26 protein-coding genes are annotated in these 25,118 nt (G+C 54.3%); 10 read left to right on the plus strand and 16 right to left on the minus strand.

Annotation, left to right across the window (positions count from 1 at the left end; all coding sequences use genetic code 11):
* Positions 1 to 1,532 (plus strand): VacB/RNase II family 3'-5' exoribonuclease (locus ABF287_RS03825; protein WP_347183699.1); only part of this gene is annotated, 1,532 nt, incomplete at its 5' end.
* A gap of 206 nt (positions 1,533 to 1,738) precedes the next feature.
* The gene (locus tag ABF287_RS03830; RefSeq protein WP_347183700.1) at positions 1,739 to 2,884 is read left to right on the plus strand and encodes a lytic murein transglycosylase; all 1,146 of its coding nucleotides are present in this window, start codon (positions 1,739 to 1,741) and stop codon (positions 2,882 to 2,884) included.
* 37 nt (positions 2,885 to 2,921) lie between these two features.
* Here ABF287_RS03830 and ABF287_RS03835 read toward each other — a convergent pair whose 3' ends face one another.
* The 7 genes from ABF287_RS03835 to ABF287_RS03865 form a co-directional block, all read right to left on the minus strand.
* On the minus strand, positions 2,922 to 3,410 hold the full coding sequence (locus ABF287_RS03835; protein WP_347183701.1) for an RNA pyrophosphohydrolase: 489 nt from the start codon (positions 3,408 to 3,410) through the stop codon (positions 2,922 to 2,924).
* Positions 3,411 to 3,460: 50 nt separating this feature from the next.
* A complete protein-coding gene (locus tag ABF287_RS03840; protein ID WP_347183702.1) occupies positions 3,461 to 4,789 on the minus strand; it encodes a S41 family peptidase in 1,329 nt (442 codons plus the stop codon).
* A 73-nt stretch (positions 4,790 to 4,862) separates the two neighbouring features.
* Entirely contained in the window at positions 4,863 to 5,993 is a 1,131-nt protein-coding gene (locus ABF287_RS03845) for a peptidase M23 (protein WP_347183703.1), read from the minus strand.
* Positions 5,990 to 7,516, minus strand: a complete 1,527-nt coding sequence (gene gpmI, locus ABF287_RS03850; protein ID WP_347183704.1) for a 2,3-bisphosphoglycerate-independent phosphoglycerate mutase — start codon at positions 7,514 to 7,516, stop codon at positions 5,990 to 5,992. Before gpmI ends, ABF287_RS03845 begins: the two co-directional genes overlap by 4 nt.
* 91 nt (positions 7,517 to 7,607) lie before the next feature.
* Positions 7,608 to 8,078: a 23S rRNA (pseudouridine(1915)-N(3))-methyltransferase RlmH gene (rlmH, locus tag ABF287_RS03855; protein WP_347183705.1), complete on the minus strand. Its 471-nt coding sequence runs from the start codon at positions 8,076 to 8,078 to the stop codon at positions 7,608 to 7,610.
* Positions 8,079 to 8,090: 12 nt separating this feature from the next.
* The gene (gene rsfS / locus ABF287_RS03860) at positions 8,091 to 8,438 is read right to left on the minus strand and encodes a ribosome silencing factor (RefSeq protein WP_347183723.1); all 348 of its coding nucleotides are present in this window, start codon (positions 8,436 to 8,438) and stop codon (positions 8,091 to 8,093) included.
* Positions 8,439 to 8,670: 232 nt separating this feature from the next.
* Entirely contained in the window at positions 8,671 to 9,981 is a 1,311-nt protein-coding gene (locus ABF287_RS03865) for a mechanosensitive ion channel domain-containing protein (protein ID WP_347183706.1), read from the minus strand.
* A gap of 295 nt (positions 9,982 to 10,276) precedes the next feature.
* Here ABF287_RS03865 and leuC point away from each other — a divergent pair, with 295 nt between their 5' ends.
* Together leuC and leuD are read left to right on the plus strand one after the other, a co-directional pair.
* On the plus strand, positions 10,277 to 11,686 hold the full coding sequence (leuC, locus tag ABF287_RS03870) for a 3-isopropylmalate dehydratase large subunit (RefSeq protein ID WP_347183707.1): 1,410 nt from the start codon (positions 10,277 to 10,279) through the stop codon (positions 11,684 to 11,686).
* Between the two features lie 11 nt (positions 11,687 to 11,697).
* The gene (gene leuD, locus ABF287_RS03875; protein ID WP_347183708.1) at positions 11,698 to 12,303 is read left to right on the plus strand and encodes a 3-isopropylmalate dehydratase small subunit; all 606 of its coding nucleotides are present in this window, start codon (positions 11,698 to 11,700) and stop codon (positions 12,301 to 12,303) included.
* Between the two features lie 60 nt (positions 12,304 to 12,363).
* Here the strand turns inward: leuD and ABF287_RS03880 are convergent, their stop codons facing one another.
* Together ABF287_RS03880 and ABF287_RS03885 are read right to left on the minus strand one after the other, a co-directional pair.
* The gene (locus tag ABF287_RS03880) at positions 12,364 to 13,026 is read right to left on the minus strand and encodes a 3-oxoacid CoA-transferase subunit B (protein ID WP_347183709.1); all 663 of its coding nucleotides are present in this window, start codon (positions 13,024 to 13,026) and stop codon (positions 12,364 to 12,366) included.
* Between the two features lie 11 nt (positions 13,027 to 13,037).
* A complete protein-coding gene (locus tag ABF287_RS03885; protein WP_347183724.1) occupies positions 13,038 to 13,691 on the minus strand; it encodes a 3-oxoacid CoA-transferase subunit A in 654 nt (217 codons plus the stop codon).
* Between the two features lie 254 nt (positions 13,692 to 13,945).
* Here ABF287_RS03885 and ABF287_RS03890 point away from each other — a divergent pair, with 254 nt between their 5' ends.
* Positions 13,946 to 15,037 carry an endonuclease/exonuclease/phosphatase family protein gene (locus ABF287_RS03890; protein ID WP_347183710.1) on the plus strand — a complete coding sequence of 364 codons (1,092 nt, stop codon included), beginning with the start codon at positions 13,946 to 13,948 and terminating at the stop codon, positions 15,035 to 15,037.
* Here ABF287_RS03890 and ABF287_RS03895 read toward each other — a convergent pair.
* Positions 14,966 to 15,883: an epimerase gene (locus ABF287_RS03895; protein ID WP_347183711.1), complete on the minus strand. Its 918-nt coding sequence runs from the start codon at positions 15,881 to 15,883 to the stop codon at positions 14,966 to 14,968. The two genes, ABF287_RS03890 and ABF287_RS03895, sit on opposite strands and share 72 nt — an antisense overlap.
* Before the next feature lie 91 nt (positions 15,884 to 15,974).
* Here ABF287_RS03895 and ABF287_RS03900 point away from each other — a divergent pair, with 91 nt between their 5' ends.
* Complete coding sequence (locus tag ABF287_RS03900; RefSeq protein ID WP_347183712.1) at positions 15,975 to 16,862, plus strand: LysR family transcriptional regulator; 888 nt, start codon at positions 15,975 to 15,977, stop codon at positions 16,860 to 16,862.
* Between the two features lie 63 nt (positions 16,863 to 16,925).
* Here the strand turns inward: ABF287_RS03900 and ABF287_RS03905 are convergent, their stop codons facing one another.
* The 4 genes from ABF287_RS03905 to ABF287_RS03920 form a co-directional block, all read right to left on the minus strand.
* Positions 16,926 to 17,120, minus strand: a complete 195-nt coding sequence (locus tag ABF287_RS03905) for a hypothetical protein (protein WP_347183713.1) — start codon at positions 17,118 to 17,120, stop codon at positions 16,926 to 16,928.
* Positions 17,121 to 17,192: 72 nt separating this feature from the next.
* Positions 17,193 to 17,585, minus strand: a complete 393-nt coding sequence (locus ABF287_RS03910) for a hypothetical protein (RefSeq protein ID WP_347183714.1) — start codon at positions 17,583 to 17,585, stop codon at positions 17,193 to 17,195.
* A 42-nt stretch (positions 17,586 to 17,627) separates the two neighbouring features.
* The gene (gene rlmN / locus ABF287_RS03915; protein WP_347183715.1) at positions 17,628 to 18,806 is read right to left on the minus strand and encodes a 23S rRNA (adenine(2503)-C(2))-methyltransferase RlmN; all 1,179 of its coding nucleotides are present in this window, start codon (positions 18,804 to 18,806) and stop codon (positions 17,628 to 17,630) included.
* A gap of 117 nt (positions 18,807 to 18,923) precedes the next feature.
* Positions 18,924 to 19,457 (minus strand): invasion associated locus B family protein, encoded by a 534-nt coding sequence (locus ABF287_RS03920; protein WP_347183716.1) that lies wholly within the window; start codon positions 19,455 to 19,457, stop codon positions 18,924 to 18,926.
* Between ABF287_RS03920 and ABF287_RS03925 the strand changes: the two genes are divergently transcribed.
* A complete protein-coding gene (locus ABF287_RS03925) occupies positions 19,456 to 19,614 on the plus strand; it encodes a hypothetical protein (RefSeq protein ID WP_347183717.1) in 159 nt (52 codons plus the stop codon). The genes ABF287_RS03920 and ABF287_RS03925 overlap by 2 nt on opposite strands.
* A gap of 26 nt (positions 19,615 to 19,640) precedes the next feature.
* On the opposite strand, the gene ABF287_RS03930 is transcribed toward ABF287_RS03925, so the two are convergent.
* On the minus strand, positions 19,641 to 20,399 hold the full coding sequence (locus tag ABF287_RS03930) for a TSUP family transporter (RefSeq protein ID WP_347183718.1): 759 nt from the start codon (positions 20,397 to 20,399) through the stop codon (positions 19,641 to 19,643).
* Positions 20,400 to 21,272: a phosphoserine phosphatase SerB gene (gene serB, locus ABF287_RS03935; RefSeq protein ID WP_347183719.1), complete on the minus strand. Its 873-nt coding sequence runs from the start codon at positions 21,270 to 21,272 to the stop codon at positions 20,400 to 20,402.
* A gap of 116 nt (positions 21,273 to 21,388) precedes the next feature.
* Between serB and ABF287_RS03940 the strand changes: the two genes are divergently transcribed.
* From ABF287_RS03940 to serA, 3 genes are all read left to right on the plus strand, one after another.
* Positions 21,389 to 21,901, plus strand: coding sequence for a hypothetical protein (locus ABF287_RS03940; protein WP_347183720.1), 513 nt, complete (start codon positions 21,389 to 21,391; stop codon positions 21,899 to 21,901).
* A gap of 157 nt (positions 21,902 to 22,058) precedes the next feature.
* Complete coding sequence (locus ABF287_RS03945; protein WP_347183721.1) at positions 22,059 to 23,201, plus strand: phosphoserine transaminase; 1,143 nt, start codon at positions 22,059 to 22,061, stop codon at positions 23,199 to 23,201.
* A gap of 106 nt (positions 23,202 to 23,307) precedes the next feature.
* Entirely contained in the window at positions 23,308 to 24,900 is a 1,593-nt protein-coding gene (gene serA, locus ABF287_RS03950) for a phosphoglycerate dehydrogenase (protein ID WP_347183722.1), read from the plus strand.
* The last annotated feature ends 218 nt before the right edge of the window (positions 24,901 to 25,118 follow it).

Here is a 25,118-nt window from a genome sequence, read left to right on the forward strand (position 1 = left end):
AACCCGCGACCGGAAAAGGCCGCGAGGATATGCGTGATGTCCCGCTTGTCACTATTGATCCGCATGATGCCCGAGATCACGATGACGCGATTTGGGCCGAGGCCGACAGTGATCCTGCCAATGATGGTGGGTTCATCCTGTGGGTGGCGATTGCCGATGTTGCGCACTATGTGACGCCTGGTTCTGCGCTGGACAAAGAAGCGCGCATTCGCGGCAACTCGACCTATTTTCCCGACCGCGTCGTTCCGATGTTGCCGGATCGCTTGTCTGGGGATTTGTGTTCCCTGCACGAAGGTGTGCCTCGCCCTTGTCTTGCTGTGCGCATGAAAATCGACAGCAAAGGCACGAAGTTGTCGCATGAGTTTGCACGAGGCTTAATGCGCTCCAAAGCGTCTTTGAACTACCAAGAAGTTCAGCGCGCGCGCGATGGCGCGCCAAACGAAGCCTGCGCGCCGTTGATGGATACGGTGATAAACCCGATTTACGAAGCCTATGAGGCGTTGAAATTGGCGCGAGCAGACCGCCAACCGCTTGAGCTTGATTTGCCCGAACGCAAAATCGTGTTGGGCGACGATGGGAAAGTGTCGTCTGTTGCCATCGCTGAAAGGCTTGATGCGCACAAGCTGATCGAAGAGTTTATGGTGCTGGCCAACGTGGCTGCCGCAGAAGAGCTGTTCGCCAAAAACCGCCCGCTTTTGTACCGCGTGCATGAAGAGCCATCAGATGAAAAACTCGATGCGCTGCGCGAAGTGGCGTTGGGATCGGGTCTGAATTTGGCCAAGGGTCAGGTGTTGCACACGTCACACCTTAACCGCCTTTTGTCGCAAGCCGCAGGCACGGAACATAGCGAACTCATTAATATTTCGACGTTGCGCTCCATGACGCAGGCCTATTACCACCCGCAAAACTATGGGCACTTTGGTCTGGCGCTGCGGTCCTATGCGCACTTCACGTCCCCCATTAGGCGCTACGCGGATTTGATCGTGCACCGCGCATTGATTTCGGCCCACGGCTGGGGTGACGATGGATTGACACCGCAAGACATTGAAATGCTTGAGGAGACCGCGAAGCAAATTTCAGACACGGAACGGCGTTCAATGATTGCAGAGCGCGACACCAATGATCGCTACTTGGCGGCCTATCTTAGCGAACGCATCGGCAACGAAATGACGGGTCATATCTCTGGCATTCAAAGCTTTGGTGCCTTTATCAAGCTGGATGAAACCGGCGCGGACGGTTTGGCGCCTGTACGCGGAATGGGGGCAGAGTTCTTCCATTTCGATTCTGAGACACAAACCTTGATGGGGGCTGACACAGGGCTGACCTTGTCGATCGGTCAAAAGGTCCTCGTGCGGATCGCCGAGGCCACACCCGTGACCGGCGGTCTTGAGCTTGAAATCTTGGCGATTGATGGAATGAAAATGCCACGCAGCAACCGCCGCGCACGTGGCAAACCAAACGCGCGCAAACACGCGCGGGCGAAATCCAAACAAGATAAAATCAAAAAGAAAGTGTCACGCAAAAGGCGTTAGCAACAAACCGCCATACATGCCGAAATGGCTTTTCCCAGTCGATTGAAACACGTTAGGCTTGGAGCGGTTGTGAGGTTATTTGTATGCGGCTTCCTTTTATCATCTCTGCGGCTTGCGGCCTTATTTTCGGGGCCGACACTGTGCTGTCACAGTCTATCCCGACCTCAAATTATACCCATCGAGGTGTGGAAATGGAGCGTCACACTATGAACCAAGTTTCATCTTCACAAGACGCAGCGCTGGATCGCTGGATCGCTGACTTCAAAACACGCGCCCGACGCGAAGGTATTTCGCAAACCACGTTGGATCGCGCGTTTCGTGGTGTGACATACGATGCAGATGTGATTGCGAAAGACCGTCATCAAGCTGAATTCACCAAACAAATCTGGGACTACCTCGACAGTGCCGCCTCACCTATTCGGGTGAAAAACGGCATGTCCGCGATGCGCAAATACACGCGTGTCTTGGACAAAATCGAATCCACCTACGGCGTCGACAAACAGGTGGTTGCAGCTATTTGGGGCGTTGAAAGCGCTTATGGCGCGACGCGCGGCGACATTCCTGTGATCCAAGCTTTGGCAACCTTGGCCTATGATGGGCGCCGTGGTCGCTTTTTTGAGGTGCAATTGATTGCAGCCCTTAAAATCCTTCAAGCAGGTGACACAAGTCCGCGCAATTTGAAGGGCAGTTGGGCTGGGGCCATGGGGCACACTCAATTTATTCCCACATCATTTTTGGCCTTTGCAGTCGATGGAACAGGCGACGGCAAACGCAATATTTGGGCCAATGACCCGACGGATGCATTGGCCTCGACAGCTGCATATTTGGCGCGGCACGGCTGGACCAAAGGCCAACCTTGGGGGGTCGAAGTTCAGCTGCCGTCTGGGTTTGATTACACGCAAGCGCGCCGCGACACCAAACGGTCGCCAGCAGATTGGGCCGCAATTGGTGTTCGCGGAACAGATGGAAAAGCCGTCCCAAACTATGGCAGAGCGTCCATTTTGCTGCCCGCAGGCGCTGCGGGTGTGGCCTTTATGATCTTTGATAATTTCGGCGTCATCGAGCGTTACAACAAAGCGGATGCCTATGTCATTGGCGTTGGACATTTGTCAGATCGCTTAGCAGGACAGCCCCCTTTGCAAGGCATCTGGCCACGTGGTTACAAGCCATTATCGTTCGACGAAAAGAAAAAGATGCAGCGCGAATTGCGCGCAAAAGGCTTTCTTGACGATAAAGTAGATGGGCTTATCGGGCCCAACACCATCAACGCCATTCGCGACTTTCAACGATCAATCGGTGTCACGCCAGATGGGTATCCGTCGCAAACACTCTTGAGTCATTTGCAACGTTAGCTAAGGCTACCAGATACGGTTTGGAGTGGTCTCAAAACTAAGGTTTGCGCGACAGATGTGGTGCAAACTCTGCCACCACGGCCTCGTAAATATGCTTTTTGAACGGCACGATTTCGTCAACCAAATCCGTAGCAGGCGACCATTTCCACTGAGAAAACTCAGGATGCTCTGAAGCAATCGAGATCTTGTCATCCGTGCTGTTAAAGCGCAGCAAGAACCACAGTTGTTTTTGCCCGCGATATTTGCCCTTCCACACTTTGCCCAACAAGTGATCTGGCAAATCATAGGTCAGCCAATCGCTCGTTTGCGCCAGCAATGTCACATGCTCAGGGTCAACGCCCGTCTCTTCCCACAACTCACGCAAAGCGGCGACGTCAGGCTCTTCTCCTTTATCGATACCGCCTTGTGGCATTTGCCAAGCACCAGGCGTGTCGATGCGCTCGCCCACAAAAATGTCGCCACTTTGATTGATAAGCATCACGCCAACGCAGGCGCGATACGGAAGAGTATTGGGGTCAATGGTCATAGATTTAGGTCCGCCGTGGGCGGCAGGGGCATGACGCCCCTGCGCATTTGTTACTTACCGTTGATGGCAGAAAGGCCGTGCAAAAGATCGATGGCATAGGACAGCTGAAAGTCCTCATCGCGCAGTTTCGCCGCGAGTTCAGCCTTCTCACGGTCAGCTTCGATTTGCAGAATTTCATCTTCGGTCAAGCTGTCGTTGTTCAAAGACCCACGCAAGTCGGCCTCAGTGCGCTGCTGGCGCTGCTCTTCCACCTCATCGGTTTCAGGCTTGCGCGGCGGTTGCTCAACAACGATGTCAGGCGACACACCAAGCGCTTGGATTGAACGGCCAGACGGCGTGTAGTAGCGCGCAGTCGTCAAACGCATCGCGCCATCTGAACTGAGCGGCATCACCGTTTGCACGGAGCCTTTGCCGAAAGATTTGGTGCCCACGACGATGCCGCGCTGGTGATCTTGCAAAGCACCGGCCACGATTTCAGACGCAGACGCAGAGCCACCGTTGATCAAAACAACAATTGGTTTTCCGTTCGCCAAGTCGCCGGCGCGCGCGTTGATGCGTTCGCTTTGATCGAGATCGCGACCACGGGTCGATACAATTTCACCTGTTTCCAAGAAGGCGTCAGACACCATAATCGCTTGGTTCAAAAGGCCGCCCGGATTGTTGCGCAGGTCAATCACGATGCCGTTTACATTGTCAAACCCGCCCAATTCTTCGACGCTTTTTTCAAGTCCGTCTTTGAGGTTCGGGTATGTCTGGTCGTTAAAGGTCGTCACCCGCAGCACAACAGAGTTGCCTTCGACGCGCGCGCGCACAGCAGTCAGTTTGATTTCATCGCGAATGATCGAAATATCGAACGGCTCATCAACGCCTTCACGCACGACGGTGATGATAATCTCTTCGCCAACGGGCCCACGCATCAAAGCGACAGTGTCATTGAGGGTCATGCCCATCACACTTTCGCCATCCACTTGCGTGATAAAATCGCCCGCTTGCACGCCGGCGATGTCCGCAGGAGTACCATCCATAGGAGCGACGACTTTCACAAAGCCGTCTTCTTGGGTCACTTCAATACCAAGCCCACCAAAAGAGCCCGAAGTCTGAACCCGCATTGCGGCGGCATCATCTGGCGACAGGTAAGACGAATGTGGATCAAGCGACGACAACATGCCATCGATCGCAGACTCGATCAGCTTTTCAGCATCCACTTCTTCCACATATTGCGCGCGAATGCGTTCGAAAACGTCGCCGAAGAGATCAAGCTGCTCGTAAACATTTGGTGCTTTCTCAGCTTCTTGCGCGATGAGGGGGCCTGCGAATTGTGTGGCCACAAGTGTGCCCGCCAAAACGCCAACTGCGCCTGCCATCAAATATTTCTTCATGCGTCTTTCCTCTGTTCGACCCGTCTGAGGAGTCTGTGTTCAGCGTGGGGACCCAAGTGCATGGATCTGTTGCTCACTGTGTGAACCAAATTGCAGGGTCCACAGGTTTCCCACCTTCTCTCACTTCTATATAAAGCGTCTCTGTAAGACCTGCGCCAGTCCCTTGTTTCGCATTCGTGACAAAAGCATCAAGTTCTGTCGATGCACCAGCCATCAATCCAACAGCCGTACCCGCTGGGATGACTGATCCGATGTCACCATACACCTCTTGTAGCCCAGCAATCACCAACAATACGTCATTTCCGGGTTCAAGAATGATCACGTTTCCGTAGTTAAGAAACGCACCCTGATATCGAATTGTGGCGGGCCACGGCGTGGTCACCAGCGACAAAGGACGCGCGGCCACCGTCCAACCTGGGCGTCTGACGCCAGCGGCATCCGTTTCTTCAAACTTGCGCAAGAGGCGCCCTTGGACAGGCATAGGCCACGTGCCTTTGGCAGAGGCCAAGTCTGGCAAATCTGACAACCCGTTCACGACATCCATCACCGCAAGGTTTGAGGCAAAGGATTCAAGTGTCTCAGAGCTGTCGATCAGGTCTTGCACATGTTCGGGGTCAGCCGCGAAACGCCGAGGCAAATCGTTTCGCTCAGATATTGCTTGACTCAATTCAGTGCGGGCCGTTTGAACGTCCTTCAAGCCTGTCTCAAGCACCTTCAACGCCTCGCCTTGCAGTTGGCGCAAAATAGTAATTTCTTGCAATTGACTGCGCAATTCTTCGGCTTGGGCTTGCATACTGGGCGCGATGCTGGACGCGAGCATTCCTGCACGCGCATGCCCAAGCGGACCTGTCGGGTGGATCAAAGCCTCAGGCGTGGCGTCAGGCTGCAGCGCAATCATCGTGGCAAGGATATTGGCGACCTGAGCGCTTTCCGCTTGAAACTTTTGATCAATTTCCGCTTCGCGCAGCGCGGCTTGGCGCAATCCCGCCCGCATCGCCTCCAAACCACTTTCATAGGCTTGAATAACGCCAGTCAGCGCCGCGACGCGATCCTTGGCCGCTTCGGCCGCATTCAACTGAACGTGGGCCGCTTCGAATTGCGCCAATGCGGCCTCTGCCAGTGCTGCGGGCCTTTGATCTTGGGCCTGTGCTGCGACGGCCGAACACATGCCAAAAGCCAGTGCTGCGACCCGCCAAAACGTCATCGCTGGATCAAGCTTTCGCCGGTCATCTCTGCAGGTTGTTCAAGCCCCATTAGATCCAAAAGCGATGGCGCCAAATCAGCCAACCGCCCCCCTTGGCGCAGGGTTGCGCCCTCAGGTCCGTTGAACAATGCAACAGGCACAAGGTTGGTGGTGTGCGCGGTGTGCGCCCCACCCGTTTCAGGATCAATCATCGTCTCGCAATTGCCGTGATCGGCCGTGACAATCATCGTGCCGCCCACGCGTTCCAATGCATCCATCACCTGAGCCAGCCCTGCATCAACCGCTTCGCACGCCTTCATGGCAGCACCCAAATCGCCAGTGTGCCCCACCATGTCGGGGTTGGCGTAATTGGTGACGATCAAATCATAGCCCGCATCTATGACTTCCAAGAACTTCTCTGTCACCTCAGGGGCGCTCATTTCAGGCTGCAAATCATAGGTCGCCACTTTGGGCGATTGCGGCATGAAACGATCTTCGCCAACCTCGGGCACTTCTTTGCCGCCGTTCAAAAAGAACGTCACATGCGGGTATTTTTCGGTCTCAGCCAAGCGGAACTGACGCTTGCCTTGCCTTGCCACCCATTCGCCGAGCGTGTTGACGATCGCCTTTTTCGGGTAGGCGGTGGTCATGTATGTATTGTGATCAGTCGAATACTCGACCATGCCCAGCATCGCAGCAAACTCTGGACGATCATCCGTCTCAAACCCGTCGAAATCGGGCTGACCCAAAGCGGCCAAGATTTCGCGGGCGCGATCCGCGCGGAAATTCAGACAAAAGAACCCATCGCCATCTTCGATACCGGCGTAATCGCCAATCACGGTCGCCTTGATGAATTCGTCGTTTTCATCGCGGGCGTAGGCGTTGGTGACGGCATCAACGGCAGTGTCTGCCGCCTCGATGCCTGTTGCATTGACGATGGCTTCATAGGCTTGGGACACGCGTTCCCAACGGTTGTCGCGATCAAGCGCAAAATAGCGTCCAATCACAGTGCCGATACGCACGCCCTTGGGCAGGCCGTCCACCAGCTGCGGCATAAAACTGTCAGCAGATTTCGGCGCAACATCGCGACCGTCTGTGATGGCGTGCAACACAACCGGCACGCCGTGGCTGGCGATGGCTTTGGCGGCGGCAAGCGTGTGGACGATATGGCCATGAACGCCGCCGTCAGAAATCACACCCATCAGATGTGCAGTGCCGCCTGTTTTCTTTAGCGTCTGTGCAAAGGCAACGATCTCTGCATTGTCAAAAAATGACCCATCTTCAATGGCCAAATCGATTTGCCCAAGGTCCATCGCCACTACACGGCCCGCGCCGATATTTGTGTGGCCGACTTCTGAGTTGCCCATCTGACCAGACGGCAATCCCACATCAGGGCCAAAGGTGATCAAAGCGCCCGTGGGGCACGTGGACATGAGACGATCATAAGCAGGTGTGTTGGCTTGCGCAGGGGCGTTGCCTTCAATCTCGTCACGCTGTCCCCAGCCATCAAGAATACAAAGAACGACAGGTTTGGGTGCGGACATGAGGGGCTCCTAGAATTTCACTTGGCCCCTTCTAACGTGCGCCAAGGCTTTGGTGAACCTTTACCGACAAATACCGACGAAAAATCGCCGATCAGACGCGATGATACGGTGATCCGCCCAAGATCGAGGCCGCGCGGTACAGCTGTTCGGTCAACATGGCGCGGGCCAACATGTGGGGCCAGACCATCTTGCCGAATGAAATTGAAAAGTCAGCACGCGCGCGCAAAGACGGATCAATGCCGTCAGCCCCGCCGATCACAAAGGCCACATCTTGACGCCCGTTGTCGCGCCAATCACCCAACTTTTTAGCAAACTCAGGAGAGGACAACACCTTGCCGCGCTCATCCATCGTGCAAATCAAAGCGCCGTTCGGAATGGCACGGCTGAGGATCTCAGCCTCGACTTTCATCCCGCCGCCTTTTTTGTCTTCAAGCTGGTGAATGGTGAGGGGCCCAAGTCCATGGGCGCGCCCTGTGCGATCAAAACGTGTGGTGTAGTCGTCGATCAAAGTTGCCTCGGGGCCACCTCGCAGCCGCCCCATGGCACAAATATGAACCTTCACGCTGCAGCCCCCTTAGGACGTTGGGCGTGCGGACATCAAAGCAGTCGCTTCATCAGATGTGAGCCACATTTTTTCGAGCTGATAGAACTCGCGTACTTCTGGGCGGAAGATGTGAACAATCACATCGCCTGCGTCCAAAAGCACCCAATCGCCAGCAGATTTGCCTTCGATCCGTGAGAACACAGAGTGGTCGATTTTGAGGCTCGCGGACAGTTTTTCGGCCAAAGACCCAACCTGACGCGCAGAGCGCCCAGAGCAGACAACCATGTAGTCAGCAATGGAAGATTTGCCATTCAGATCGATGGTCACGATGTCTTCAGCTTTTTCAGCCTCAAGATGGTCAGTGATAAAGTCGAGCATCTGTTTGCCACCGAATGTGGAATCGGATGAATTCGTCGTCGCGTCAGTCATGATTGACCCTTTAATAATGCGCCGCATAAGCCCGACGTTGGCATGTGATGAGTTTAGCATTCAAAGAGGTCGATCTCAACGCTCTCGATTCTCGCCCGTTTTCAGGGGTACAGCGCGCGTATCTATATAGTCTGGGCGGGTTTGGAAAGGGGGCGCAGCAAAGGGTTTTGGCCTAACAGCCCTAAGAATCGCCTTTTTCCACGCCCTCATCAAGCATACGGACCTCACGCTGCGGGAATGGGATCGAAATATCGTTCTCTTTAAACGCATCCCAAAGTGCCAAATACACCGCGCCGCGCACGTTTGTCAGGCCACCGGTTGGGTCTGTGATCCAAAACCGCAGCACGTAATCGACCGAACTGTCGCCAAAGCCGACGATATGACAGACCGTGGGTTTGCCTTTGTGGATGCGATCAATGGAATTGGCAGCATCAATGGCCACCTTGCGCACCAAATGCGGATCATCGTCGTATGCCGTGCCAAAATGGATATCGAGGCGTACAAACGAATTGGTGTGCGACCAATTCACCACTTGGTTGGTGATCAAATCTTCGTTCGGAATGAGGTATTCTTTGCCATCGCGGGTCACGACAGAAGCGTAGCGCGCGCCCAAAGTGTTGATCCAGCCAAAGGTGTCCCCCAGTGAAATCACGTCACCCGGTTTGATGGACTTGTCCAACAAAATGATCACGCCAGACACAAGGTTGGACACGACCTTTTGCAGACCAAAGCCCAAACCAACACCGATGGCGCCTGACAACACCGCGAGCCCCGTGAGGTCAAACCCGACCGCTTTCAAACCGATAAATATCGCGGCGGTGTACAATGCCGCCTGCAAAACCTTGACCATCAAAACCCGCATCGACGGCGAAATGTCTTCGTTGTCGCGAATGGTTTTGGTGGCATGCACTGAGGTCGTTCGCGCCAAGGCGAACAGAATGCTCGTGACGATCAACGCCTTGGTAATATCCAGCACTGACAGGCTGAAATCACCGAAACTGATGGCCATAGAATCTAAAAAATTCGCTGCGCGGGTGTGAAGGCCAAGGAAATACAGCGTGAAATAGATCCACAAAAACCAGCTGACCATACGGCGCAAGAACCGGTTTTTAACGAGGCGCGTCGCAAAACCGACAAGCAGCCAAGCCGTGGCCAGTCGCGCGACAATTCCGATCAAATAGGACCGTGAGGGCCACGTGATCTCTTGCATCACATTGAAGACGACCCACAGGACGATCACCCAAATCAAAAGCCACAAACGTTTTTCGATTTGCAAAAGCCAGCGCAATTGCCATTTGGGGCGCCCTGTCAGCGTGCGCATCCAATCCCGCATTTTTGATCGCACCCCACGCGACACCAGCAAGGTGGCCCCCAAAGAGACGATCAAGATCAATACTTGATACAACTGCCCCTTACGGCTGAGGCCTTTGACAAAATCAAGCGCGTCCGAGCCTGTTGTCGCAAGGATGTCGGAGAACTGAAGCGGTTCCAAAAACGTGATCCTTTTTCACCAGCATGGCACAGCAGTTGCCGCGCGAGCAAGACACAGTGCGCAGGCATCAAGTCGATTGCATGCGCAAACCCTTGCGAGACTCGATGCAACCCTCTATGTCACATGCCATGCAACGTGTTTTTGATATGGATGATCGTGCCCGACTGCCTTGGCGGTTCTTTGGAGCAACGCTCTCGGTGCTTGCTCGACTACCGAGCTAGGCCTATTTTCGCGTGCCCGATCGGCATGCCACAAACACGTCCATAATTTCTTTTTACAATACACGGAGAGCGACATGACCGCCCCGAAGACCCTCTACGATAAAATCTGGGATGCGCACGTAGCCCACGAAGCCGAAGACGGCACAACTTTGTTGTACATCGACCGCCACCTCGTTCACGAAGTGACATCTGCGCAAGCTTTCGAAGGCCTGCGCCTTGCAGGTCGTGGCGTCCGCGCGCCGGAAAAAACCATTGCTGTGCCAGATCACAACGTTCCAACAACTTTGGACCGCGCTGATCCCGCCACAATGACCGAAGAAAGCCGCATCCAAGTGAATGCGCTCGACACCAATGCGAAAGAATTCGGCATTCACTACTACCCAGTGTCTGACGTGCGCCAAGGTATCGTGCACATCGTTGGCCCTGAGCAAGGTTGGACTTTGCCAGGCATGACTGTTGTTTGTGGCGACAGCCACACTGCGACACACGGCGCTTTCGGCGCGCTTGCGCACGGCATCGGCACATCCGAAGTTGAGCACGTTCTGGCCACGCAAACGCTGATCCAGCGTAAGGGCAAGAACATGAAAGTGGAAATCACTGGCAAGTTGAAGCCCGGTGTGACTGCGAAAGACATCACATTGGCTGTGATCGGCGAAACTGGCACCGGTGGTGGTACAGGTTACGTGATCGAATACTGTGGTGAAGCGATCCGCGATTTGTCCATGGAAGGCCGCATGACGGTTTGTAATATGGCAATTGAAGGCGGCGCACGCGCTGGCTTGATCGCACCTGACGAGACCACATACGCATACGTCAAAGGTCGCCCACATGCGCCAACTGGCGAACAGTGGGACGCAGCTTTGGCTTGGTGGAAAACGCTCTACTCTGACGATGGCGCACACTTCGACAAAGTTGTGACACTCAAAGGCGAAGACATTCAGCCTGTTGTGACTTGGGGCACATCCCCAGAAGACGTTCTGCCGATCACTGGCGTTGTTCCAGCACCTGAAAGCTTTGAAGGTGGTAAAGTCGACGCGGCGCGTCGTTCAATGGAATACATGGGCTTGAAGCCTGGTCAGAAATTGACAGACATCGAAATCGACACCGTCTTTATCGGCTCTTGCACCAACGGTCGTATCGAAGATTTGCGCGCTGCTGCTGAGATCCTCAAAGGCAAAAAGATCAAAGACGGCATGCGTGCGATGATCGTACCCGGTTCTGGTCTGGTCCGTGCGCAAGCCGAAGAAGAAGGCTTGGCGCAGATTTTCAAAGACGCTGGTTTTGAATGGCGTATGGCAGGCTGTTCTATGTGTCTCGCGATGAACCCTGACCAATTGGCCGAGGGCGAGCGTTGTGCATCCACATCCAACCGCAACTTTGAAGGCCGCCAAGGCTACAAAGGTCGCACCCACTTGGTCAGCCCAGGCATGGCTGCCGCAGCAGCACTCACCGGTCGCCTGACCGATGTGCGTGAATTGATGTAAGGAGAGGCACAATGGAAAAGTTTCAAAAAATCACTGGCGTTGCGGCGCCGATGCCACTCGTTAACATCGACACTGACATGATCATCCCAAAGGTGTTCTTGAAATCCATCGCCCGTACAGGCTTTGGCAAGAACCTGTTTGATGAGATGCGGTTCAACCGTGACGGCACAGAGATCGAAGATTTCGTTCTCAACAAGCCTCAGTACCGCAACGCTGAGATCTTGATCGCTGGCGATAACTTCGGCTGTGGCTCTTCTCGCGAACACGCGCCTTGGGCGATTGCGGATTTTGGCATCAAATGCATTATCTCTACATCCTTCGCGGACATCTTTTACAACAACAGCTTTAAGAACGGCATCTTGCCGATCCTAATGCCGCAAGAGGTCATGGACGTCTTGATGGCAGACGCTGAAAAAGGGTCAAACGCACGCATGACCATCGATCTTGAGGCGCAAGTCGTCACAACTTCCGATGGCCAAGAGTTCGCGTTTGACGTTGATGCGCACAAAAAGCATTGCTTGCTTGAAGGTCTCGATGACATCGGTCTGACCATGGCGAAAAAAGCTTCTATCGACACATTCGAAGCGTCGATGCAGCAAGAGCGCCCTTGGGTCTAAACCCAACGCACTAATTTTGAAATGCGGCGGCCCATCGGGTCGCCGTTTTTCGTTTCCGCCCTAAATACTACCGCTCAAATCCATTTCAGGCACATCGCCAGAATAGATTAACTTGGCCTCAGTTGCTGCCAAAATACTGTCCACCGACACATTTGGCGCCCGCTCCAACAGATGCAGCCCATCATCGCAGGGCTTGATCACTGCCATCTCCGTCACGATCAAATCCACGCGCCGCTGAGATGTCAGTGGCAACGTGCAAACCGGCACAATTTTGGGCGCGCCCTTGGCGGTGTGCCGCATGGCGATGATGACCTTCTTCGCCCCCGTGACCAAATCCATCGCGCCGCCCATGCCGGGTGTGAACTGACCCGGAATGGTCCAATTGGCCAACTGTCCCGCTTCATCAACTTGCAATGCGCCAAGGACTGTCACATCCAAATGCCCACCGCGAATAAGTCCAAAAGATATAGCACTATCGCAGGTCGCAGCCCCCGGAACGGCAGACACAAATGCACCGCCAGCGTCGGTGAGATGTCGGTCGGTCATGCCCTCAGGCGGGCGATGCCCCATGCCGACAACGCCGTTTTCAGCCTGAAAGAAAACTCCAAGATCCTCACGCAGATGATCAGAGACCAACGTGGGAATGCCGATGCCAAGGTTCACCAAGGTTTTAGGTTTGATTTCTGCGGCGACGCGGCGCGCGATAAGTTCTTTCGGGTCCATTGCGCTGCTCCTCAAACCGACTTCTTGATGACGTGATCGACCAACACACCGGGCGTATTGACGGCGTCCGGCGGAATAATCCCCACGGGTACAATTTCTTCGGGTTCGCAAATCACCACGTCGCCAGCCATCGCCATAATTGGGTTAAAGTTCGTCGCGGTCAGCATGTAACTCAGGTTTCCGGCGTAATCGCAGGTGCGCGCAGCGATCAACGCAAAATCGGCGTGCAGCGGTGTCTCAAGCAAGTATTTTCGCCCCTCAACCTCGATGACTTTCTTGCCATGTTCCACGAGAGTGCCCACACCTGTCGGGGTCAAAATACCCCCAAGCCCCACGCCCGCCGCACGAATCCGTTCCACAAATGTACCCTGCGGCACCAATTCGACCTCCAACGTGCCCGCAGCATATTGCGCCTGCACATCAGGATTCAGCCCCATGTGGCTACAAATCAACTTGCTAACGCATCTCGCTTTGAACAGCGGACCAGGGCCCGAATTGGGCCGCGCCGCGTCATTGGACAAAAGCGTAAAACCGCCCTTCCCAGACGCCGCCAATGCGCGGACGATCGCGTCCGGCGTGCCGCTTCCCATAAAACCCGACAGCATAATAGACGCCCCGTTGGGGATCATCTCGACGGCTTGATCAATTGAAAGCGCTTGGTGCATGGCATGTCCTGTGAGTGCTGCGATCGTTAAGATCACTCACCATCTTTGGAACGCCGGCACCATGAGCTAAATCAATATCGCGTTGTGGTTTTAAACGCATCTTAGGTCCTTCTGACATCGACATCAATTGTGGGCGACAAAGGTTTTCGAGAGGGATACGGTGAGGCATACATTAGGACGAAACATGACAAAATGTGCAGCTAACTTCGGTGTCACGCCCATTTATACCGCGTGGAAAAGTACAGGCGTGATCCATGATTGACCGCACGTGCCGAACAATATGTGTGACGCTGATATTCGGCGTGCTGCAATGCGTCGCGCCCCTTTGGGCACATGCCCAAGATGTCGTGCGGGTGGCGACATGGAATGTGGAAATGTCGCGCAAGGGCCCTGGTGTTTTGCTACACAACATTCTGTCTGGCACCGATGCGCAGGTTGCTGCCGCGATCGCCCATATCCAAAACCTGCACCCTGACGTCCTGCTGTTGACTGGCATTGATACTGATTTTGAGGGTCACACCATCGGTGCTTTTGTTGATGCTTTGGCTCAAGCTGGCACCGCGTACCCACATGTGCTCACCCAGCTTGGCAACGCTGGTGCGCCCACCGGTAGAGATTTGGACAAAAACGGCCGTTTGGGTGCCCCGCAAGATGCACAGTCCTTTGGCGACTTTCACGGACAAGGCGGCTTGGCCTTGCTGTCACGCCTGCCCATTGATGCAGGCAACATCCGTGATTTCTCAACCCTGCTTTGGCGTGATTTGCCCGACGCCCGTTTGCCAAAGGACTTTTACGATGACGCCGATCTCGATGTCCTGCGTCTGTCGTCCAACAGTCATTGGGACGTGCCAATTTTGTGGGGCGACACACCTGTAAATCTATTGGCTTTCTACGCAACAACGCCTGCATTTGATGGCCCTGAAGACCGCAACGGATGGCGCAATGCGGATGAGATCGCCCTTTGGCGACACTATTTGGATGGGCGGCTCGACGCCACCGCGCCCAAGCCCCCATTTATCATTATCGGTGACGCCAATTTGGACCCAAGCGATGGTGACGGGCACAGCGCCGAGATGCAAAACCTCTTGGCAGACCCAAGGCTGCAAGACGCCAAACCCCGTTCCACACAAGCGCAAAGCATCGCCAACCCAGAACACGTTGGCGATGCGGCGCTGGACACTGCGGATTGGGATGATCCGACACCCGGCAACTTACGCGTGGACTATGTGTTGCCCTCGGCCGATCTCAAAGTGATCGATACAGGGGTCGCTTGGTCATCCGTGATGGGCGATGAGGGCGCGTTGTTCCGCCACGGCCTTGTTTGGGTAGACCTCGCGCGGCAATGAGGCACGCATCACTGCGCTCAGATCTGTGCGCTGAAAATCTGGCAAGATTTGGTCAAACTTCTCGGTGCCAAGCCCATGTGACACGTCCCAAAGATACCGCATTTCCGACAATTCCCGCGCAAGCTCCCAAAACGGGCTCAAGCGCTTGAACACCCACCATGGAAACTTTGTGGTTTTCAGCGTGGCACCTGTTGCCTCTTCCAACTCCGATTTCAATTCCGCCAAGGTAAAGTCGTAACCGCCAAGAGGGATGTCTTCAAAGCGGGACAATTCAGCACGTTTATCGGCCAGCTGAACTGCTGCGCGCGCCCAATCGGGAAGGTAACAATAGGCGTGCGATACATGCGCAGCACCCGGCAGGGTCAGCTTGCCCTTCTTAATCGCCCGCAACACAACCAGCCGCAACACATCCTCTGCGCCTTCGCTCGGATCAATGAAATCACCCGCGCGCAATAGAATCGTTTGCACGCCCGAGGCTTTGTAAGCGCGTTCCGCATCCTCGCGGATCTTGCCTTTGCGCGTGCTTGGCTGGTGCGGGGTGTTTTCGTCCCAAACGCCGGACTGCTCACCAAAATTGTAAACATTCGCGGGAAAGATGACCGTGGCATTGTTCACTTTTGCTGCCTGAATCACCTGTGCAGTGATTTCAGGAATGATCTTTGCCCAATTGTGATAATTGGGCGGGTTCAATCCGTTGACAATAACATCCGCGCCCTGCGCTTGTGCGGTCATGTTGCCTTGTTTGCGATCGTAAAGGCGCACCTTCCAGCCCGCCTGTGAAAATGCGTGACTTGCGTGTTGGCCGATTTTGCCGCTCGCCCCAAGAATAAGAACTGTCTGTGTCATGTGTCTCTCCATTTGCTGTCTGGAGTGAACATGTGATATTCTGATGTGAAATTAAATTGCATCAATTCTTATATTGGGTATTCATAATTGAATGGATAAACGCCTAAATTCGCTAGACTGGACCTTCATTCGCGCCTTTGTCGCCGTGGCGGAGGGCGGATCTTTGTCGTCTGCAGCGCGCAGCTTGCAAACCAGCCAACCCACCGTTGGAAGGCAGATACAGATGCTTCAAGACAACCTCGGCGTCACGCTTTTTGCGCGACGACCTAAAGGGATGGAACTGACAGACGACGGCGCGCGTTTATTGCCTTTCGCGCAACAAATGATGGAAGCCGCAGGCAAGCTGTCCATGGCAGCAACGGGCGCTGAGGCCAATAAATCTGGAACGGTTCGGCTGGCCGCGTCTGTCTATGTTGCGCACTACGTTCTGCCCAGCATCCTCGCCGATTTGCGCCGTCTGGAACCAAACATTCAGATCGAACTCGTGCCCTCGGACGCGACTGAAAACCTGCTGTATCGCGATGCAGATATTGCGCTGCGCATGTATCGCCCCGATCAACTTGATATCGTTGCGCGCCATCTGTCGGAAATTGAGTTAGGCGCTTTTGCGACTAAATCGTATCTCGACCACTTTGGGCGACCGCAACATCCCAATGACCTATTGCAGCACGATCTTGTTGGATATGATCGAAATGATTTGATCATTCGAACGATGCGAGACTTTGGTTGGGACGTCGCACCAGAAAATTTTGCAACACGGTGTGACAGCCAATCGACCTATTGGGAGCTGGTACGCGCAGGATGTGGCATCGGATTTGGGCAAGCGCAAGTTGCACGGCGCGACAGCACGCTTGAACAGGTGTTGCCCAATTTGTCGCTACAACCACTGCCTTTGTGGATCGCTGCCCCAAAAGCTGTGCGTCACAGCCCCAAGGTCGCGGCAGTTTGGGATCACTTGATCGCGGCTTTCACAGCGTAGTCCAATCGTTACCTCACAAACGCAAGTGTCGCCGAATGACGTCCAGACGCGCCAACAGACCGTTTATTGCGGGCGTGTCGTGGAAGGCATGGGCCCAGCGCTGTAACCGCCAAGGGCCGCCCCGCTCAATGCGTGAGACATGTAGCGTTCTAGAGCCATTTCGTGGATGACTTCATCAATTTTCTGATCCGTTTCATCAGCCAAAAGGCGCAACATGTCGACGGTGCTTTCGGGGAGTAGAACTGTAATTTTTTCCATACGGTCACCCTGCGCCACCGGTGTTGAATTATCATTAAAGTTCAAAGATTTTTTGACTTAATTGCGGCGATCTCAATGACGCGTGGCGAGATATGGAAATGACGCGCCGAATTGATCCATCAATACAGCATGGGGATAACCGATCTGGGCCGTCTCACACAGGCATTCACCATCGGCTGTGCACAGCAAAAGTTCGGCGCCACATTCAGCCAATTCATACCCTTTGGCACGCAGGCGGTCTTGCAAATCACCCCAATCATGTGCCGCGACAAAATCAAATGACAGATACATGCGCAGACCTAAGGGCTTGCGCGGGCCAGAATACGTCAGCGCAGGGTAGTACAGTTGACCAACCCTAAGCACTGCTTCGCGAATGTAGGCGCCAATCGGCCTTTCGGGGCGCGTGCTTGGCCGCTGACCAGAGCGGGCGAGGTCTTCATCGATTCTGAACTTTAACCAATCCATACCCAAGGTTTGCTCAGGCCTGGTTAATTTGAAGTTAGCGGCCTATATGCCCGCTTCAGATTCAATCTGTTTGCGTGATTTGCGAGCCCGCTCAGTCTCTGATTTGAGCTGACCGCAGGCTGCCATGATGTCTTCACCACGCGGCTTGCGCACAGGAGAGGCGTAGCCCGCGTTGTGAACGATGTCGGAAAAGGCGCGAATGCGGTTGTTGCTTGAGCGCTTGTACGGCGCACCGGGCCATTCGTTGAACGGAATAAGGTTGATCTTGGCAGGAATGCCTTTGATCAGCTCAACCAAGCGATGCGCATCTTCGTCGCTGTCATTCACGCCCTTCAACATCACGTATTCAAAGGTGATACGCTCGGAATTGGACACACGCGGATAAGCGCGCAGAGCTTCGATTAACGTTTCGATCGGCCAGCGTTTGTTGATAGGCACCAACTTATTGCGCACCTCGTCGGTGGTCGCATGGAATGAAATCGCCAATTGACAGCCGATCTCTTCGGCGGTCCGCGCGATCTCAGGTACGACGCCAGATGTTGACAAAGTGATACGACGACGCGACAGCTGAATGCCCTCAGGATCCATGGCGATATTCATCGCATCGCGCACGTTTTCAAAGTTGTACAAAGGCTCGCCCATGCCCATCAAAACGATGTTGGACAACAGGCGTGTTTCGGTATTTTTCGCGCCCTGCTCTGGCCATTCGCCCAGATCATCCCGCGCCACCATCACTTGGCCGATGATTTCGCCCGCTGTGAGATTGCGCACCAATTTTTGCGTGCCCGTGTGACAGAAAGAACAGGTCAGCGTGCAGCCGACTTGCGAAGACACACACAAAGTGCCGCGATCTGTTTCAGGGATATAGACCACCTCGACCTCATGCCCACCTGCGATACGCACGAGATATTTGCGTGTGCCGTCTTCGGACACTTGTTTGGTCACCACCTCGGGCACGGCGACCACAAAGGCGGCTTTCAAATCTTCGCGCAGGGATTTCGACAGATTGGTCATCTCGTCGAAATCGCGCACACCCCAGCCGTAAATCCATTGCCAGATTTGCCCCACACGCATTTTGGCCTGCTTTTCGGGCGTGCCATTTTCGATCAACACTTCGCGCAGTTTCTCGCGCGTAAGACCAACCAAATTGATCTTGTCGCCCACTGGGTCTTTGCGTGGGATGGTGAGGACATCCTGAGTGATTGGTGCGGCGGGTTGCATGGCAGGTCTCTTTTTCGGCTGGTGAAGCTGCTCTCGTACAAGATTCTTGGCCATCTTGAAAGCCAAATGAAAAAAGGCCCCCGAACGGGAGCCTTTTGCAACAGATTTGAGCTGGATTTAAGAGCTACAGCGCTTGGCCGCATCTTCAACAGATGCAGTAAATCCGAGCAAAGAAAACGTATCTTTGGTGATGGTGCCGCGTGCAGAGCGACCAGTGATCTTCGCTTCCGCACCGCGCTTCATCGCAGCGACAATGCGTGCATCCTCTTCGGCGGTTGCCGCCCATGCAGTTTCGTCGTCAACAAACAACGAAAATTCAGAGCTGCCGATTTCAAGTTTAACTTCGGAACCGGGCGCGAACGGGTAGCCGCCCAAGAACGAAACCTGTCCTTTGACGCCAGCAGAAAGTGCATAGGACACAAACAACAAAATCTCGGAACGCGTCACAGATTTGATCCGCCCAGAACTGTCTGTATTCACAGTTTCTTTTGGCTTGGACACCGCCCAACATTGCTTGGATGGCTGGGTCTCTTCAAAGACGTACCAATCCGTGTTGTTGCTCACTTTATTGGTGCTTTCTTGTGCCTGAACGCCAACTGCGGCGACGGCAAAGACAGTACCTAGAAATAATTTGTGGAATGAAAAGCTCATGGAATTCTCGCTGCCTCTGTCTAACGCGGCCTGTGTCATTTCACCTGTGCCGTCTATTGCACGACTTAAAGGCAAATTCGGCCTGTTTTCAACATCTGAGCGTACACTAACGCACTCTACGCGATTTGTGAAAGGTCTCTTGGCAGAAATTCGCTGAAACAGGCTCCAAAGACGCTGAATGGATCAAAACCAGTCCCACAAAAGCCGCAAGGCTAGTGCGGTTGAGGCGGCGACCAGAACGGGTTTGATCAGCTTAGCGCCAACGCGCGTGGCCAAACGAGACCCCAAATACGCCCCCGCGATTTGCGCGACACCCATGGCAAGACCAAGCAGCCACAAAGGTTTGGCGACCAAAACAAAACCAAATAGCCCGCCAACATTGGATGCGAAGTTCAACAGCTTTGTGTGCGCCGTGGCTTTCAAAATGCCGTACCCCGCTAGCGTGACAAACCCGATCATAAAGAACGCACCCGTGCCTGGCCCGAGCAATCCGTCATAAAAACCAACGACAGGCACCAATGTGGCGGTAAAGACCAAAGGCTTTATGCGCTGGGTTTTGTCAGTGTCGTTCAAGCCCGGTTTGAAGGCAAAGAACAAAGCAATCGCGATGAGCAAAAATGGCAAGCCAATGCGGATCACGTCCGTGGGCAAATGGCTGGCCAAAACCGCACCCAAAGCTGCCCCCAGAAACGATAGTGCAGCGGGCAGCATCTGTTTGCGCAAATCCACATGCCCAGCGCGCGCATAGGTGATCGCGGCCATACCCGCACCAAACAACCCTTGGACCTTATTGGTCGCCAGCGCGGTGATCGGCGGCACGCCCGCCAGCATCAAAGCCGGCACAGTGATCAACCCGCCGCCGCCCGCGATCGAGTCGACGAACCCCGCGACAAAAGCCGCCGCCATCAAGATCAGGACAAGATCGGGGGAAAGCTCAAACACTTAGGCGAACTCAGACTTGGCGTAGCCTTGGATATAGAGCAAAGCGGTCAGATCACCGTGGTTGATACGCACGTCGCATTCCGCCTGAAGTGCGGGTTTGCCGTGCAAGGCCACGCCTGTTCCCGCATTCGCAAGCATCAACAAATCGTTCATACCGTCGCCAACCGCGAGGACGTCTGCGTGCTCAATTCCAAGTGTTTTTGTGATCTCTTCAAGTGCATCCAATTTGGCTTCACGTCCAAGGATCGGGCGCACCACGCGGCCTGTGAGTTTGCCATCCGCAATCTCAAGAGTATTGGCGCGGTTTTCGTCAAAGCCGAGCTCACCCGCTACTTTCGCGGTAAATGCCGTGAAACCACCTGACACAAGCGCCGCATAGCCGCCGTTCGCCTTCATGGTTTGAACAAGCGCCTTACCGCCAGGCATGTAATCAATCCGTGTGTTCAAAACCTGATCGATAATCTCTTCAGGCAGATCCTTCAAAAGGCCGACGCGTTCGTCGATCGCACCCTCAAAATCCAATTCACCATTCATGGCTTTGGCCGTGATCTCAGCGACACGGGCGCCCACTCCGGCCTCAGCCGCCAATTCATCGATGCATTCTTGTTGGATCATGGTGCTGTCCATATCGGCCAGAAGCATCTTTTTGCGGCGACCTTCAGTGGGCTGGATCACCATGTCGATGCCTTCTGCCTGCAGCGCCTCCCAAACCTGTGGTCCGTTCGCCGGTGCTCGCTCGATGACAAATTCTGCCGCCTCGCCCACGGACAGCCACTGCGCATCGCCGCCACCCCACGCATTGCGCAAAGCTTCCACAGCTTCACGAGACAAAGATGGTTTGGCAGGAGAGGTCAAAAGCGTGACAATATACATGTGAGGAATCCGAGTGTTTTGCGTTGGCAACCCTATCGCATGACTGACGCGCTGTGCCAAGTCTGTGATCTAAGTGGCCCGCCCAAACGTATCCTACATAACAAAAGGAACATACCATGCGCCTCCTATCCACTCTTTGCCTTATCGTCAGTCTCTTCTCAACCTCAGCAATTGCGGACAGCTTTCCGTCGTTCACCTCCGAAGACCTGAACGGCAAGACCCACACCATTCCCGCAGAGTTTCCAGGCGACCCAACCATCGTGTTCATTGCCTATAAACGCAACCAACAGCCCGCCGTTGACAGCTGGGTTGCTGCGCTGGAACTTGATCCAGATACCGGTCCAGAGTTTGTCGAACTGCCAGTCGTGGGCACAGCGACCAAAATGATCAAATCTTTCGTCGATAACGGCATGCGCTCTGGCATCACCGCCACGTCTTTGCGTGCGCGCACCATTACGCTGTATGAAAGCCCGCGCTCAATTAACGAACCCCTTGGGTTTTCGGGGCGTGAGAATATCCGCGTGCTTTTGGTGCGCCCAGACGGCGAAGTCCTTTGGAAAACATCGGGCCCTGCGACATCAGAGGGCGTGGAAAACCTAAAGGCTGCCTACACCAGCGCCGTAAACTAGCTTCGATTTCGCGCCGCTGTTCAACTTTGCCTCACCACGGGTGCGCGAAAACGCACAGGTGCGCAAAATGTCATTGCATGAATCAAAAAACAGGCATAAACGCAGCGGCGGGACACCTCTCCCCAACGAGAGGCTTATATCTGGAAGGATACCAGCAATGGCTATCGAAGCTCCGGCCACGCGGCCGGCTAACCCGCGTTTTTCATCTGGCCCCTGTGCCAAAATCCCTACATTCTCGCTCGACCTGCTTGCTGATGCGCCTCTTGGCCGCTCGCACCGCGCAGCTGTTGGCAAGACCAAGCTCAAAGACGCGATCGAAAACACCCGCGACGTTTTGGGCATCCCTGCAGATTACAAAATCGGCATCGTTCCTGGCTCTGACACGGGCGCAGTTGAAATGGCGTTGTGGTCCCTTTTGGGCGAACGCAAAGCGACCATGGTTGCATGGGAAAGCTTTGGCGCTGGCTGGGTTTCTGATGTTGTCAAACAACTCAAAATCGACGCCGACGTGAAAACAGCCGACTACGGCGACATCGTTGATTTCGCAGACATCGACTTTAACACTGACGTTGTCTTCACTTGGAACGGCACCACATCTGGCGTGCGCCTTCCAAATGCGGATGCGATCCCTGCGGACCGCGAAGGTCTGACCATCTGTGACGCGACATCCGCTGTCTTCGCGATGGATCTCGATTGGGACAAACTCGACGTCACCACGTTCTCTTGGCAAAAAGCCTTGGGCGGCGAAGCGGCACACGGCGTGATCGTTTTGTCTCCACGTGCTGTTGCGCGTCTTGAATCCTACACACCTGCATGGCCACTGCCGAAAATCTTCCGCATGACCAAAGGCGGCAAGTTGATCGACGGTATCTTTACCGGCGCGACCATCAACACGCCTTCTATGCTGGCTGTGGAAGACTACCTTGTGGCGCTTGACTGGGCGAAATCTGTTGGCGGCCTGAAAGGCATGATCGACCGCGCCACGGCCAACGCGACAGCGATTTGGAACTTCTGCGACGCCAAGCCTTGGATCGCAAACCTAGCGTCTGATCCAGCCATCGCATCCACAACATCTGTTTGCTTGAAGTTCACAGATGAGCGCATCCAAGACGGTGCAGCATTCGCCAAAGCCGTTGCAAAACGTCTGGAAGCTGAAGGTGTTGCATTGGACATCGGTGCTTACCGTGACGCGCCAGCTGGCTTGCGCATTTGGTGTGGCGGCACGGTCGAGACGTCCGATATCGAGGCGCTTTTGCCTTGGCTCGAATGGGCGTTCGAAGCAGAGATCGCTGCACAATAAGCTATCGCGGTGCGCCGCATAGCTTGCAGGACAATTCAAAGGCGGCCAATGGCCCTGGTCGCCTTTTTCCCAAATCAGAATTCATATAATGTAGGAGCCTCATATCATGGCACCCAAAGTTCTCGTATCCGATAGCCTTTCTGAAACAGCTGTTCAGATTTTCCGTGACCGCGGCATCGAAGTAGATTTCGAACCAGCGCTCGGCAAAGACAAAGAAGCCCTTGCTGCCGTAATCGGCAAATACGACGGTCTTGCGATCCGCTCTGCCACCAAAGTGACACCAAGCCTTTTGGAGCACGCCACAAACCTTAAAGTGGTTGGTCGCGCAGGCATCGGCACAGACAACGTCGACAAAGAAGCGTCTTCTAAAAAAGGCGTGATCGTTATGAACACGCCATTCGGCAACATGATCACAACTGCCGAGCACGCCATCGCGATGATGTTCGCTGTTGCGCGTCAAATCCCAGAAGCTTCTGCCTCTACGCACGAAGGCAAATGGGAAAAGTCCAAATTCATGGGTGTTGAGCTCACAGCGAAAACACTCGGCGTCATCGGCGCAGGCAACATCGGTGGCATCGTATGTGACCGCGCACGTGGCCTGAAAATGAAAGTGATCGCATACGATCCCTTCTTGTCTGCTGAACGCGCTGTTGAAATGGGTGTTGAAAAAGTTGAGCTTGAAGATCTGTTGGGTCGCGCTGACTTCATCACTTTGCACGTGCCGCTCACTGACAGCACACGCAACATCTTGTCTGCTGAAAACTTGGCGAAAACCAAAAAAGGCGTGCGCATCATCAACTGTGCCCGTGGTGGTTTGGTCGACGAAGAAGCATTGGCTGAGTTGCTGAAGTCCGGTCACGTCGCTGGTGCGGCTTTGGACGTATTCGCTGTTGAGCCTGCCAAAGAAAACGTTCTGTTCGGTCTGCCAAATGTTGTTTGCACACCGCACTTGGGCGCCTCTACTTCTGAGGCTCAAGAAAACGTGGCTTTGCAAGTGGCTGAGCAAATGTCCAACTACTTGCTCGACGGCGCTGTTGAGAACGCGTTGAACATGCCATCCATGTCTGCAGAAGAAGCCAAAATCATGGGCCCATGGGTCACTTTGGCGGAAAACCTCGGCTCTTTCATCGGTCAAGTGACAGATGAAGCGATCAAAGAAATCAACGTCACATTCGACGGTGTTGCCTCTGAGATGAACCTGAAAGCTTTGGAAGCGGCTGTTGTGGCTGGCATCATGCAAGCGTCAAACCCTGACGTGAACATGGTTTCTGCACCAGTGATCGCCAAAGAGCGCGGCATCCAGATTTCTAAAACAACACAAGACGCAGCAGGCGTGTTTGACGGCTACATCAAGCTCGACATCCAAACTGTCGAAAAGCACCGCACCATTGCGGGCACTGTGTTCTCAGACGGCAAGCCACGTTTCATCCAGATCAAAGGCATCACCATCGACGCAGAAGTTGGCGAGCACATGCTCTACACCACCAATACAGACGTTCCTGGTATCCTTGGTAAACTCGGCACGCTTTTGGCTGAGCACGATGAAAACATCGCGAACTTCACATTGGGTCGCGCAGCCCCAGGTGGTGACGCGATTGCTGTGACCTTCTTGGATACACCGATCAAAGAAACAACTGTGAATGCTCTTAAAGACAGCGGCCTGTTCAAACACGTACGCCCGCTGCACTTCAAAGCGTAATATTTACAAAACATTCTTATGAGAACTGCTATGGGCCGCTGGACATTCCGGCGGCCCTTCGCTTTTTATGCACCCAACACCGCTCACATGACAAAGGTTTAGAACATGCGCATTTATGCAATCGGCGATATCCACGGACATATCTTGGAACTCAAAGCAGCCCATGCGCGTATCAAAGCCGACATGGAACGTGTGGGCGACACCACCGCCAAGATCGT

The organism is Pacificibacter sp. (assembly GCF_039769035.1).
GTDB lineage: Bacteria > Pseudomonadota > Alphaproteobacteria > Rhodobacterales > Rhodobacteraceae > Celeribacter.

What these genes read in the sequence shown, in the direction of transcription:
- ABF287_RS03830 (WP_347183700.1), top strand. Translation starts at nt 1,739, where the DNA reads ATGAACCAAGTTTCATCTTCACAAGACGCAGCGCTGGATCGCTGGATC.
- ABF287_RS03835 (WP_347183701.1), bottom strand. Translation starts at nt 3,410, where the DNA reads ATGACCATTGACCCCAATACTCTTCCGTATCGCGCCTGCGTTGGCGTG.
- ABF287_RS03840 (WP_347183702.1), bottom strand. Translation starts at nt 4,789, where the DNA reads ATGAAGAAATATTTGATGGCAGGCGCAGTTGGCGTTTTGGCGGGCACA.
- ABF287_RS03845 (WP_347183703.1), bottom strand. Translation starts at nt 5,993, where the DNA reads ATGACGTTTTGGCGGGTCGCAGCACTGGCTTTTGGCATGTGTTCGGCC.
- gpmI (WP_347183704.1), bottom strand. Translation starts at nt 7,516, where the DNA reads ATGTCCGCACCCAAACCTGTCGTTCTTTGTATTCTTGATGGCTGGGGA.
- rsfS (WP_347183723.1), bottom strand. Translation starts at nt 8,438, where the DNA reads ATGCTCGACTTTATCACTGACCATCTTGAGGCTGAAAAAGCTGAAGAC.
- leuC (WP_347183707.1), top strand. Translation starts at nt 10,277, where the DNA reads ATGACCGCCCCGAAGACCCTCTACGATAAAATCTGGGATGCGCACGTA.
- leuD (WP_347183708.1), top strand. Translation starts at nt 11,698, where the DNA reads ATGGAAAAGTTTCAAAAAATCACTGGCGTTGCGGCGCCGATGCCACTC.
- ABF287_RS03880 (WP_347183709.1), bottom strand. Translation starts at nt 13,026, where the DNA reads ATGGACCCGAAAGAACTTATCGCGCGCCGCGTCGCCGCAGAAATCAAA.
- ABF287_RS03885 (WP_347183724.1), bottom strand. Translation starts at nt 13,691, where the DNA reads ATGCACCAAGCGCTTTCAATTGATCAAGCCGTCGAGATGATCCCCAAC.
- ABF287_RS03890 (WP_347183710.1), top strand. Translation starts at nt 13,946, where the DNA reads ATGATTGACCGCACGTGCCGAACAATATGTGTGACGCTGATATTCGGC.
- ABF287_RS03895 (WP_347183711.1), bottom strand. Translation starts at nt 15,883, where the DNA reads ATGACACAGACAGTTCTTATTCTTGGGGCGAGCGGCAAAATCGGCCAA.
- ABF287_RS03900 (WP_347183712.1), top strand. Translation starts at nt 15,975, where the DNA reads ATGGATAAACGCCTAAATTCGCTAGACTGGACCTTCATTCGCGCCTTT.
- ABF287_RS03905 (WP_347183713.1), bottom strand. Translation starts at nt 17,120, where the DNA reads ATGGAAAAAATTACAGTTCTACTCCCCGAAAGCACCGTCGACATGTTG.
- ABF287_RS03910 (WP_347183714.1), bottom strand. Translation starts at nt 17,585, where the DNA reads ATGGATTGGTTAAAGTTCAGAATCGATGAAGACCTCGCCCGCTCTGGT.
- rlmN (WP_347183715.1), bottom strand. Translation starts at nt 18,806, where the DNA reads ATGCAACCCGCCGCACCAATCACTCAGGATGTCCTCACCATCCCACGC.
- ABF287_RS03925 (WP_347183717.1), top strand. Translation starts at nt 19,456, where the DNA reads ATGGAATTCTCGCTGCCTCTGTCTAACGCGGCCTGTGTCATTTCACCT.
- ABF287_RS03920 (WP_347183716.1), bottom strand. Translation starts at nt 19,457, where the DNA reads ATGAGCTTTTCATTCCACAAATTATTTCTAGGTACTGTCTTTGCCGTC.
- serB (WP_347183719.1), bottom strand. Translation starts at nt 21,272, where the DNA reads ATGTATATTGTCACGCTTTTGACCTCTCCTGCCAAACCATCTTTGTCT.
- ABF287_RS03940 (WP_347183720.1), top strand. Translation starts at nt 21,389, where the DNA reads ATGCGCCTCCTATCCACTCTTTGCCTTATCGTCAGTCTCTTCTCAACC.
- ABF287_RS03945 (WP_347183721.1), top strand. Translation starts at nt 22,059, where the DNA reads ATGGCTATCGAAGCTCCGGCCACGCGGCCGGCTAACCCGCGTTTTTCA.
- serA (WP_347183722.1), top strand. Translation starts at nt 23,308, where the DNA reads ATGGCACCCAAAGTTCTCGTATCCGATAGCCTTTCTGAAACAGCTGTT.